The 12,928-nt window shown below is 36.2% G+C and carries 10 protein-coding genes and 1 riboswitch; all 10 genes read right to left on the bottom strand.

What is annotated here, in order from left to right; all coding sequences use genetic code 11:
* Nucleotides 1-48 precede the first annotated feature (48 nt).
* A riboswitch (Lysine riboswitch) is annotated at nt 49-228 on the bottom strand.
* A gap of 41 nt (nt 229-269) precedes the next feature.
* Complete coding sequence (gene uvrC / locus MHI47_RS12420; protein ID WP_340831010.1) at nt 270-2,060, bottom strand: excinuclease ABC subunit UvrC; 1,791 nt, start codon at nt 2,058-2,060, stop codon at nt 270-272.
* Nucleotides 2,061-2,110: 50 nt separating this feature from the next.
* Entirely contained in the window at nt 2,111-2,425 is a 315-nt protein-coding gene (gene trxA, locus MHI47_RS12425) for a thioredoxin (protein ID WP_093536953.1), read from the bottom strand.
* Between the two features lie 315 nt (nt 2,426-2,740).
* Nucleotides 2,741-3,718, bottom strand: coding sequence for an electron transfer flavoprotein subunit alpha/FixB family protein (locus MHI47_RS12430; protein ID WP_093536952.1), 978 nt, complete (start codon nt 3,716-3,718; stop codon nt 2,741-2,743).
* 87 nt (nt 3,719-3,805) lie between these two features.
* Nucleotides 3,806-4,579, bottom strand: a complete 774-nt coding sequence (locus tag MHI47_RS12435; RefSeq protein WP_093536951.1) for an electron transfer flavoprotein subunit beta/FixA family protein — start codon at nt 4,577-4,579, stop codon at nt 3,806-3,808.
* 25 nt (nt 4,580-4,604) lie between these two features.
* Nucleotides 4,605-5,378, bottom strand: a complete 774-nt coding sequence (locus tag MHI47_RS12440) for an enoyl-CoA hydratase (protein ID WP_340831011.1) — start codon at nt 5,376-5,378, stop codon at nt 4,605-4,607.
* A gap of 17 nt (nt 5,379-5,395) precedes the next feature.
* A complete protein-coding gene (locus MHI47_RS12445) occupies nt 5,396-5,977 on the bottom strand; it encodes a TetR/AcrR family transcriptional regulator (RefSeq protein ID WP_093536949.1) in 582 nt (193 codons plus the stop codon).
* Between the two features lie 270 nt (nt 5,978-6,247).
* Nucleotides 6,248-7,942 (bottom strand): long-chain-fatty-acid--CoA ligase, encoded by a 1,695-nt coding sequence (locus MHI47_RS12450; RefSeq protein WP_340831012.1) that lies wholly within the window; start codon nt 7,940-7,942, stop codon nt 6,248-6,250.
* A 419-nt stretch (nt 7,943-8,361) separates the two neighbouring features.
* Entirely contained in the window at nt 8,362-8,775 is a 414-nt protein-coding gene (locus MHI47_RS12455; RefSeq protein ID WP_340762876.1) for a DUF350 domain-containing protein, read from the bottom strand.
* Between the two features lie 68 nt (nt 8,776-8,843).
* Nucleotides 8,844-11,207 carry an endonuclease MutS2 gene (locus tag MHI47_RS12460; RefSeq protein ID WP_340831013.1) on the bottom strand — a complete coding sequence of 788 codons (2,364 nt, stop codon included), beginning with the start codon at nt 11,205-11,207 and terminating at the stop codon, nt 8,844-8,846.
* A gap of 16 nt (nt 11,208-11,223) precedes the next feature.
* On the bottom strand, nt 11,224-12,927 hold the full coding sequence (gene polX, locus MHI47_RS12465) for a DNA polymerase/3'-5' exonuclease PolX (RefSeq protein WP_340831014.1): 1,704 nt from the start codon (nt 12,925-12,927) through the stop codon (nt 11,224-11,226).
* Nucleotide 12,928 lies beyond the last annotated feature (1 nt).

Consider the following 12,928-nt stretch of genomic DNA (forward strand, 5'->3'; position numbering starts at 1 on the left):
ACATATTGTGAAAAGCATTGTCTCATACACGGTCCAAAAAATCTGTCCATGTGAGATAGCCCTCCAGAATATCAAATTCTGACAATCCTACATCTATTAAATGCAGAACCAACAACAGAATAGGAAAAGCTATTCTATGTTTCGGCGAAAAACCCTTTCTTCAGCTATTCTAGGAACTTTCCTTCCTCCTGCTGAGTACTGATGTCTAATCGCACCTCTATCTTCACTTATAATAGTGAATATTAAATTGTTACAACCATAACATATGATTATTCAGAAGACAATACATTTTTCTGATAATGGTCAATCACTAAATCTGCTTGCTTACTCGGTAATCCTGCAGCCATTAACTCTTCTTTGCTAGCAGCTTGTATTTTCTTTAAAGAACCAAATTGTTTTAGTAATAATTTTTTCCTTTGAGGACCAATCCCTTCAATACCATCTAGAGAAGATGCAATTGTATGCTTTCCACGCTGTTGTCTATGGAATGATATAGCAAAACGATGGACTTCATCCTGAATTCGTTGGAGCAAATAAAAACCTTCGCTCGTACGCTTCATTGGAATTATCTCCAAAGGGTCACCATAAATAAGTTGAGAAGTCTGATGCTTGCCGTCCTTTGCAAGCCCTGCAATCGGTATATCAAGTCCTAATTCATCCTCAATAATTTCACGCGCTGCCTCTATTTGCCCTTTTCCACCATCAATGATTACTAAATCGGGTAGTGGTAAATTCTCCTTCAAGACTCTTGTATATCTTCGCCGTACAACTTCACGCATAGCACCATAATCATCATGTTTGGCAGCCGTTTTTGTCTTGTATTTACGATAATCTTTTTTGCTTGATCTACCATCAATAAATACAACCATTGCAGATACAGCATCTGTACCATGAATATGCGAGTTATCGAAAGCTTCTATACGCATTGGAGGTGCAATCCCCATGGAATCACCAAGCTGTTCAACTGCCCCAATCGTTCTCTCTTCTTGTCTTTCGATTAAATGAAATTTCTCCGTTAGAGCTATTTTTGCATTTTTTTCTGCTAACTCGACTAGATTTTTCTTTGTGCCTCGTTGTGGAACGAAAACTTTCATTTCTAGAAGATTTGAAGCTAAGTCAAGATCCGTAGTTAATGGAACATAAATTTCTTTTGGTTTAATATGCTCTGGCTTCGCATAGAACTGACCTAAAAATGTGATGAATTCCTCTTCTGGATCCCGGAAGATCGGAAATAATGACACATCTCTTTCGATAAGCTTTCCTTGTCGGATAAAAAATACTTGAACACACATCCAACCTTTATCAACATGGAAACCAAATATGTCTCTGCTCGTGAAATCATTCATCGTCATTTTTTGTTTTTCCATCACTTGTTCGATATGTGAAATCTGATCACGATACTCTTTTGCTCGTTCGAATTCAAGAGTCTCAGCAGCTGAATTCATCTTTTGAACCAATTCTTTTTTCACTTGCGTATGCCCACCATTTAAAAAGCTGGCTATTTCTTGAATAATTGTCTCATAAGTATTCTCTTCTACTTTTTTCACACAGGGCGCTAAACATTGTCCCATATGGTAGTATAGACAAACTCTATTCGGCATTTTTTGACATTTTCGAAGTGGATATAGACGATCTAGAAGTTTTTTTGTTTCATGTGCCGCATGAGAGTTGGGATATGGACCAAAGTATTTACCCTTATCTTTTTTCACCTGTCTTGTAATAATCAGACGAGGATCTTTTTCAGCAGTAATTTTAATGTATGGATACGTTTTATCATCTTTTAACATAATATTGTATTTTGGATCATGCTTTTTAATAAGGTGGAGCTCCAGTATTAAAGCTTCCAACTCAGATGATGTGACGATATATTCGAAGTCAACAATTTCTTGCACTAATCGGAGTGTTTTACCATCGTGTGCTCCTTTAAAATATGAGCGTACACGATTTTTTAATATTTTAGCTTTGCCGACGTATATAATAGTTCCTTGTCGGTCTTTCATCAAGTAACATCCTGGTTCATCCGGTAGGATGGAACATTTTTGTTCGATCAAATTATTCATATTATCACCTGTTTAAAAAAACCGGGTACTATGTAGCACCCGGTTTTAGATTATGCGTTTTTTTCTACAAGTTGTACTAATGCTTCTTTTGGTTGGAAACCTACTGCTTTATCAACAGGTTTTCCATCTTTAAATAATACTAATGTTGGAATTGACATAATACCGAATTGACTAGCAGTAGCTTGGTTTTCATCCACATCTACTTTTACGATTTTAACTTTATCGCTCATTTCAGCATCCATTTCTTCTAGTACAGGAGCAATCATTTTACAAGGTCCGCACCATGTTGCCCAAAAATCTACTAATACTAAACCTTCTTCTATATCTGTGTTAAATGTTTGATCTGTTCCATGAACAATTGCCATATTAAAATTCCTCCTTTATCTACTATGTAATGATTATAACAGACAGAAATACCAACATCTACATATTAGCTTGAAAGTAAATCTTAGCATACCAGAAACATTCAAAGCATTGGAACAAAACTGAAACGACTATAGGTCCAGCGAATTGTGGAAGAGTTTTACACAAGAGAAAACAAAATAAAAAAATAAACAATGTATAAAGAAATTTCAAGAAATATAAACTTTGATCAATTACATGAACAAGCACAATATTTTAATCAGTCTTACACAAAAAGGCTGCCCAAAAGTTTTTCTTTTGGACAGCCTCATCTATTATTATGCGTTTACTTTAAGTTTTTTGAACTCTTCAGTAAGCATTGGAATAACTTCGAATAAATCTCCTACGATCCCGTAGTCTGCAACTTTGAAAATGTTTGCCTCTGGATCTTTGTTGATCGCTACAATAATTTTCGAGTTAGACATACCAGCTAAATGTTGTATCGCTCCAGAAATACCTGCTGCAATATAAAGGTCCGGAGTAACTACTTTTCCAGTTTGACCGATTTGTAATGAATAATCACAATAATCGGCGTCACAAGCTCCACGAGAAGCTCCAACTGCTCCACCTAATACATCTGCAAGCTCTTTTAAAGGTGCAAAACCTTCTTCACTCTTTACACCACGACCACCAGCAATAACAACTTTTGCCTCAGATAAATCTACACCTTCAGTAGATTTACGAACTACTTCTTTAATAATCGTACGTAGGTTTGTAATGTCTACAGACATAGATGAAACGTCCGCTGACTTACTGTCATCTTTTGCAAGTGGAGCAATATTGTTAGGACGGATAGTGATAAATTCAATACCATCCTTCACTTTAACTTTTTCAAAGGCTTTACCAGAATAGATCGGGCGGATATATACAGCAGCATCGCCTTCACCCTCGATAGAAGTTACGTCTGATACCAAACCAATTTGAAGCTTGCTTGCAATTTTAGGAGATAAATCTTTCCCAAGTGCTGTATGACCAAAAACAATTGCTTCTGGATTTTCTTGCTCAATCACCGCTAACAATGCTTGACCATAGCCATCTGAAGTATATTGTTTTAAATGTGGATGTTCCACAGTAATTACACGATCAGCGCCATATTTACCAAGCTCAGTAGCTAGTTCTCCCACTGAATCTCCTAATAGAACACTAACAACTTCTCCGCCGCTTGAAATTTGTTTAGCAGCAGCGATTGCTTCATATGATACATTACGAAGAGCACCTTCACGTGCTTCTCCTAATACTAATACTTTTTTAGACATGCTATTTTCCTCCTAATATTAAAATTAATTCGATTCAAATATGCCATGGCATATCTTTTGTGTACAAAATAATCTCTTCTGAATAAGTTAAACGACTTTCGCTTCCGAGTGTAGTAAATGAACTAACTCTTTTACTTGATCAGCTAGCTCGCCTTCTAATACTTTTCCAGCTTCCTTTTTAGGAGGTAGGTAAATTTCGATTGTTTCTGTTTTTGCTTCTACATCATCTTCATCTATATCTAAGTCATCTAATTCCACTTCTTCTAAAGGCTTTTTCTTTGCCTTCATAATTCCTGGAAGAGATGGGTAACGAGGTTCATTTAGACCTTGTTGAGCAGTAACTAATAATGGTAAAGAAGTTTCTAATACTTCTGTATCTCCTTCAACATCACGTTTAATCGTAACAGTAGTACCATTAATCTCTAAGTTTGTGATAGTAGTTACATAGTTAATACCTAAACTTTCAGCAACACGTGGTCCTACTTGTCCAGACCCTCCATCAATCGCTACATTACCTGCTAATATTAAATCTGCATTTTTATCTTTTAAGTATTCTGAGATAATATGTGCAGCTGTAAATTGATCTAACTCTTCTACATCATCTTCAATATTTATAAGAACCGCTTTATCTGCGCCCATTGCTAATGCTGTACGAAGTTGCTTCTCAGCATCCTCTCCACCCATCGTAAGAACTGTTACTTCTCCACCTTGAGCGTCACGAACTTGAATTGCTTCTTCAATTGCATACTCATCGTATGGATTAATGATGAACTCGGCACCATCTTCTTGAATTTTCCCCCCGCTAACAACGATTTTCTCCTCAGTATCAAACGTACGCTTTACTAATACATAAATGTTCATTTAGATATCCTCCCAATGTAAAATATTATTTACCTTTAAATACAGGTTCTCTTTTTTCAATAAATGCAGAAATACCTTCTTTTGCATCTTCTGAAACAAATACAGTTCCAAAAGCATTTGCTTCTGCTTTCACACCTTCATAATAAGAAGCTGGTTTAGCAAACTGGAGCATTTCTAATGCGTTTTTGACAGCAATAGGGCTCTTCTTCGCAATTTTCACTGCAAGCTTGTTTGCCTGCTCGAATAATTCTTCTTCTGGGTAAGCATGATTAGCAAGTCCTAACTGAGCTGCCTCTTTACCACTAATCGGATCACTTGTTAGCAACATTTCTGCTGCTTTCGCAAACCCAACATAGCGAGGTAGTCGTTGCGTTCCTGCAAAGCCTGGTATTAAGCCTAACTGTAACTCAGGTAATCCGAGCTTCGCATTATCAGCTACAAGTCGAATATGACAACTCATCGCAAGCTCCAGTCCTCCACCAAGTGCAGCACCATGAATTGCTGCGATTACAGGTTTCGAGAAAGTTTCCACTCTTTCGAAAATTGTTTGCCCACTTGCAGCAAGCTCAGAGAATGCAGCTCCTGATGTAATAGAAGTGAATTCTTTAATATCAGCACCTGCAGAGAAAAATCTACCTTCCCCTTTGAGCAAGATTGCTCGAACGGCATCATCATTTTCTACTGCATCTAGCAGCTCATTTACTTCTAAAATAACCCCTCTTGCTAAAGCGTTTGCTGGCGGACGATTCAGAATGACGGTAGCTACGCCGTCTTCTATAGTCCATGATAGAAATTCCATCTTCCCACTCCCCTTCGTTAACCTTTCACACCATTTAACAATAGACGATGTACTTTACCGGTCAGATCAACTAAGTTGTATTTATGCTCGTTCATGACCCAAGTAGTAGTCGTCTCATCAATTGTACCAAAAACCATTTGTCTTGCTAAGCGAATATCAATCGTACGATCAAATTCTCCTTGCTCTATTCCTTCTTTTAAAATGGTATCTAACAATACTAAGTAATTTCTTAAAACTGCATTTATTCGTAATCTCAACGCTAAATTGGCTTGTCTCAATTCCAACTGGGTGACCGTCGCTAAATGATGATCACTTGATAACACTACGAAATGATTTTCAATCATTTTATATAGCTTTTCGGAGGAACTAATTTCCTGTTGAATAATTTCTTTTAAATTGTGTGCAAATATCTCCATTTTTTCTTCAAAAACCGAGACTAAAATTTCTTCTTTGTTTTTAAAATACAAGTAAATTGTCCCATCAGCTACTCCAGCTTGTTTAGCTATTTTAGAAACCTGTGACTGGTGATATCCATTTTCAGCGATAACAATAATTGCCGCGTCAATAATTTGCTTATACTTTGGTTTGTCCTTCTTCATTATGAATTCACCACCAATTGTTCAATTACCTCAAAGAATTATTCGTCTAGATTTTGAAATGTAAAAGGTCTGCATATCTAGTTAAGTAGCCGTTGTCGTATGAATACGGTTCCTCGTCCTTTTCCAATGACTCCAAAATCTCTGACATTCTTCAGAGGCTTTTACTTTATTTAGATAGTTTAAACCTTTATTTAAATAAAATAAAAATATGAATGATGATTCATTCATATTTTTATATTATATTCAATTTTGTCGATTGTCAATAATCAATTAACTTTGTACTGTTACTTTTTGTTTCGCTTTCTCTTCTTCTATTAAAGTTCTTCTCAAAATCTTACCTACTGCAGTTTTCGGAAGTTCCGCTCTGAACTCGTAAATTCTTGGTACTTTAAACGCTGCCAAGTTTTCACGACAAAAAGTATTTAACTCCTCTTCTGTCACAGAAGCTCCCTCTTTAAGTACGATAAATGCTTTTACCGTTTCACCTCTATATGGATCTGGCACTCCAGCAACAACACATTCTTGAATTGCAGAATGTTCATATAGAACTTCTTCAACATCCCTCGGATAGATATTATAACCACCCGCAATGATTAAATCTTTTTTGCGATCAACTACATAAAAGTAACCGCTTTCATCCATATACCCCAAATCACCTGTTAAGAACCAACCATCACGCAGAGTCATTGCAGTATCCTCTGGACGATTCCAGTATCCCTTCATCACTTGAGGCCCTTTAACTGCTATTTCTCCAATTTCCCCAAATGGTAATGGTGTTGTTGAATCGACTGCGAAAATCGCTGCTTCCGTATCTGGCCAAGGAATTCCTACTGAGCCTTTAATACGATCTTCTGCATAAATTAGGTTCGCATGTGTCACTGGAGAGGTTTCTGTTAAGCCATATCCCTCTACCAATCTACCACCAGTAACTTTTTCAAATTTTTCTTGTACCTCTAATGGTAAAGGAGCAGAGCCACTTAAACAAGCTACAATTGAAGATAAATCATATTTTTGTATATCTGGATGATTCAATAATCCAATATAAATCGTTGGAGCTCCTGGGAATATCGTTGGTTTTTGCTTATCAATTGTTTTTAGGGCAGTTTCTACATCAAATTTAGGTAACAATACCATTCTATTACCTAGCATAACAGAAAAGATTAATACAGTAGTCATTCCATATACATGGAAGAATGGAAGAACTCCTAATATACTTTCTTCGCCTTCTATTGCCTTGTAATTCCACGCCGTACACATAGTAGTATTTGTTACTAAGTTTTTATGCGTAAGCATAACTCCTTTTGGAAATCCTGTTGTACCACCAGTATATTGTAAAAGTGCTATATCCTCGTCAAAATCAAAAGACATACTAATCGGTTCAGCTTTTCCAGCTTTCATAATTTCAGTGAATAGATGATTGATGCCTCGATGCTCTACCTTTACACTAAACCCATATTGTTTCTTCTGGATAAAAGGATAAACAAGATTTTTAGGAAATGGTAGGTAATCTTTAATACCAGTAACAATAATATTCTCTAGGCTCGTATCTTTTAAAACTTTTGTAACCCGTGGATATAATATATCCATAGCTAAAATAACTTTTGCACCAGAGTCCTTCATTTGATAAGCTATTTCTCTTTCCGTATAAAGAGGATTTGTTTGAACAACTATTGCCCCCGCATATAGTGCTCCGTAATATCCGATTACCCCTTGTGGACAGTTCGGTAGCATAATTGCTACTCTATCTCCTTTTTGAATACCAATGGATTGTAAATAGTTAGCAAATTTTAAAGAAGACTCATATAGCTCTTTGTACGATAAATCTCTCCCCATGAAATGTATCGCAATTTTTGTCGGAAATTTCTTATACGCTCTCGTCAGATATTCTTGAACAGGAATGTGTTCATAGTCAAGCGTATGTGGAATTTCTGGTGGATATTGTGCTAACCACGGCTTTTCAGTCATATTAATGCCCCCTTTGTTTTTAATAGCGTGAATATTCCTATTTTTAATTATAGAGAAAAATGAATGACAATTCAATTCTTTATTGAAAAGAGTTTTCAAAGTTTTCTAGTCTAATAGTTTTATCTGCTTTTTAAAAAACTAATCCTTCCTTACTACAATATAAATACCTTACCTCAACGCACTTTTGACCGTCTTTTTCTCGTTTAAAAAAGATATTTCTTTCTCACGCTTAACATAAAATATAAAAAGACTGCAAAGTTCACTTCTTTATCATTAAGATGAAAAGTGTTACATCACAGTCTTTAAATACGTTATTAAGTTATTATATTAATTTGTTACGACATATATTATACCTACTAAGACAAAAAGTAAGCCAACAGCCAATAAAATTTTCGACAATTTTTCCATTTCAACCGCTCCTAAGAAATACTTGCACCAATAACAAATGATAGCCCAACAGAAATAACTAGTGAAATAAATCCAATTGAACGATTATCGTTTTCGATTTCCTTATCAACATTAAAGGTTGGCGTTAAAAATTCAAACAATAAGTAAGCAATTATTAATAGTGTAAAACCAAATAAACCCCAACCAACCATTTCGAATAATGAGTTATGTTGTTCAATGGAATACCTAAATATATTACATACACCAAAAATTTTCCCACCGGTAGCAAGTGCAACTGCTACATTACCTTTTCTTATTTCTTCCCAATTTTTATACTTCGTGACTATTTCAAAAATAACCATCGAAACGAGTAAGCATAAAATTACCACACTAAAATAACCTGCAGACTCTACGAGTGGGTTTGACCAAAAACTGGATAGAAGCATGTTTAAAACCCCTTTTACACTTTTCCTTCTATACGGAGAGCCCGCAAAAAAGTTTCATTTTTTCTACTTTATTTTAGTTCAACAACCGTTACACCATGCCCACCTTCACCAGCTTCACCGAAACGATAACTTTTCACGCGAGAATGGTTTTTCAAAAACTGTTGTATTGCTTGTCTTAACACACCTGTGCCTTTTCCATGAATAATAGAGATTCTTGGGTAGTTTGAAAGAAGTGCATCGTCTAAATATTTTTCTGTACGCATGATGGCATCCTCATAGCGTTCTCCTCGAAGATCTAACTCTAATTTTACATTAGTGTCTCTTCCACGGATTGAATTCACTGAGACAGTTTGCTTTTGTTTTTCAGGTTTTACAAACTCAAGGTCAGATTCGTCTAATTTCATTTTTAGCATACCAATCTGAACAGACCACTCTGTCTTAGACAATTTCTCTAGTAGAGTCCCTTTTTGTCCGAAGCTCAATACTTTCACTTCATCTCCAGATTTCAACTCTTTTGCCATTTCGTTTAATTTCTTTTGCTTCTTCAATACTGGATTATCTGGTAAAGCAGCATCTAAACGCTTTTTAGCATCGATTAGTTCATGCTCTTTAACGAAGTTATGTGTATTAGACTGCATTTTCCGCAGTTCACTTATGATATCTTCTGCTTCTCGTCTAGCTTCATCTACAATTTTCTTCGCTTTATCTTTTGCTTTTTGTTCTAGTTTTTCTTTGCTCTGTTCTAGTTCTGCTAATCTCAGTTCAACATCCGCTTTAACTTTACGTGCTTCTACTAAGTGGGCTTCCGTTTCTTCTGCATCCTTTTCTGCTTGTCGACGACTGTTCTCCAAAGATGCAATCATAGAGTTCACTTCACCACGATCTGTCCCTGTAAAAGTTTGTGCTTGGTTAATAATATACGCTGGTAACCCAAGTCGCTCGGAAATTTCAAAAGCATTACTTCTACCAGGTACTCCTATTAACAGTTTATAAGTTGGACTTAACGTTTCAATATCGAACTCAACGCTTGCATTGGCAACGCCCGGTCTATTGTATCCATAAGCCTTTAGTTCAGGATAATGTGTTGTAGCCATTACTCGAGCTCCGGTCCCATGTACTGCATCCAATATAGAAATAGCAAGTGCAGCACCTTCTTGAGGATCGGTTCCTGCTCCAAGTTCATCAAATATGATTAATGATTTATCGTCATACTTTTTTAAAATATCCACAATATTAACCATATGAGAAGAAAAAGTACTTAAACTCTGTTCAATAGATTGCTCATCTCCGATATCTGCAAAGACCGATTCAAATAATGCCACTTCTGAGCCATCCAATGCAGGAATAGGTAGTCCACTTTGCGCCATTAATGTACAAAGTCCAACTGTTTTCAGTGTAACTGTTTTACCCCCAGTATTCGGCCCAGTGATGACAATAGTGGTAATGTCTTTGCCGAATTCAATCGTATTTGGCACAGCTGTTTCCAGTGGAATAAGTGGGTGTCTAGCCTTTACTAAACGAATATATCCCTCGTTATTAATGATTGGCATGGTACATTTTTGGGCTTGACCATATTTTGCTTTAGCTAAAATAACATCAATTTCTCCTAGTACACTTACTAATACAAAAATATCATGACCAACTATTTCTACTTCAGCTGTCAATTTGATAAGGATACGATTAATCTCTTCCTGTTCTTTCACTCTTAAACTTCTGATATCATTATTTATTTGCACTACTGCTGAAGGTTCCACAAACAATGTTTGTCCTGAAGAGGATTGGTCATGGATAATTCCACCGTAATGACTACGATACTCGGATTTTACAGGAATCACATATCGATCATTTCGGATAGTAATAATCGAATCTGATAACATTTTCGCAGCATTTGCCCCTCTAGTATAACTTTCTAGCTTTTCACGCACACGACTTACTTGAATGCGTAATTGTTGGCGAATAGAACGCAAAGTACTACTTGCGCTATCTAACACTGCGCCGTTTTCATCAATACAATCATTAATCTCATGTTCAAGGGCTGTTAAAATCGGAATAGCCTCTTTTTTCTCTATAAAGTGGGGGATCTTCACATCTTCAGATTCCGCTACATTTTCTAAAAATTGACGTAAGATTTTACTAGCTCTAATAGTACTTGCGATCTCCATTAATTCTGTTGGACTAAGCATACCCCCAATTTGGGCACGTTTAGCATGAGGTCGAATATCTGTCATCCCACCCATTGGAACATTGCCACGTAACCGAAGTATTGTCATTCCTTCATCCATTTCCTCTAACAACTTTCTCACTACTGTAAACTCAACGGAAGGAATTAGATTATCTATATGGCTTCTCCCAATAGATGAAGTACAATAATTGGAAACTTCATCTCTAATTTTAAAATACTCTAATGTCCTTAATGCTCTTTCAGCTATCAACTGAGTCACCTCCTAATTATTTCTGTATATATTCTTTAAACTTCTCCAACGACAAAGTGTTCACTATATTTTCTTTGTGCAACCAAGCTTTTTGTGCATAACGTACACCAATATCCATATATTTTAGCTGATCGATATGATGTGCATCTGTGTTTATCGCTATTGGTACGCCTTTTTCTTGGGCTAACTTTAAGTATTCCGTATTCAAATCGAGACGATAAGGACTAGCATTTAACTCTAAAATCTTACCGTTTTCCTTAGCCCATTTTATCAGAGTAGGAACATCTGGATTATAACCATCTCTTTGTTCGATTATTCTTCCCGTTGGATGTGCAATCATGTGTACATATGGGTTTTTCAACGCATTTAAGAGTCTTTCCATAATCTTTTCTTGCGGCTGGCTAAAACTTGAATGGATAGAAGCTATAACAAAATCTAGTTGTGAAAGCACATCATCTTCAAAATCGAGTGAACCATCTGGTAGTATGTCCATTTCGGTCCCCGTAAATATTTCAATATCAGTGTACTTTTCGTTTAGAGAGTGAATAATATCTATTTGGTTTAATAATCTTTCCTTCGAAAGTCCGTTAGCAACTTTGAGATAATTAGAGTGATCAGTAATCACCATATGTGAGTAGCCTTTTACTCGGCAAGCTTCCACCATTTCTTCTATAGAATGAGCCCCGTCTGACCAAGTGCTATGCATATGAAAATCGCCTTTTATATCATTTAATTTCACTAATGAAGGCAGCTGATCTAATTTGGAAAATTCCGATCCATCTTCTCGAACTGTTGGAGGTATGAAAGGCAAATCAAAGTAAGCATAAAAGTCTTCTTCCGATTCAAAATGCTCTACACTTCCATCCGCTAATTCCACACCATATTCACTAATTTTCTTTCCTTGGTCTTTAGCAATTTGACGCATTTTTATATTATGGTCCTTTGAGCCAGTGAAATGATTTAATGCAGAAGCAAATTGTTTTAGTTCCACTAGTCGGAAATCGACATCTATTTCGACTTCTACATCTAGCGTGACAGAAACTTTCGTATCTCCAGCTGCAATTATTTTCTGTACAGGAAGTATTTTTAACAATTCTTCTCTAACTTCTTGAGGAGAACTTGTAGCGATGATAAAGTCAATGTCCTTACTGGCTTCCTTAACTCTTCTATAAGACCCGGCAACAGAAAACTTATCAATTAAAGCTATAGAAGCCAATTTGTGTTCGATAAGATCTACGATAGGTTCAATTTGCCATACAGCAGTTCTTTCTGGTTTAGACTGAAGGTTCACTATTTCTAGTAATATTTTTTCTTCTGTCTTCTTAGCAAATCCAGGAAGACTTTGGACTTTACCTTCTTCACATGCAAGCTTTAACGCATCAATGGAATCGATATGTAATTCCTGGTATAGCTTGGCAATTTTTTTACCACCAAGTCCAGGTATTTTAAGCATCGGAAGTAATCCACTAGGAACTGTTTGTTGTAATTCTACAAGCAAAGAAGATTCTCCTTTAGTGATTAAATCCTCTATTACAGCTCCTGTTGCTGCTCCAATCCCTTTTAAGGAGGAGATATTATCCATTTCAGAAAGGCTTCGGTCATCTAATTCCAACACCTGTGCAGCCTTTCGAAAGGCAGATACTTTAAAAGGATTTTCACCTTGCAATTCCATATATAAAGCTATTCTTTCTAATGTTTTAATAATCGTCTTCTTATCCAAC

Origin of the sequence: Psychrobacillus sp. FSL H8-0487 (genome assembly GCF_038008385.1) — a bacterium.
Classification (GTDB): Bacteria; Bacillota; Bacilli; order Bacillales_A; family Planococcaceae; genus Psychrobacillus; species Psychrobacillus psychrotolerans.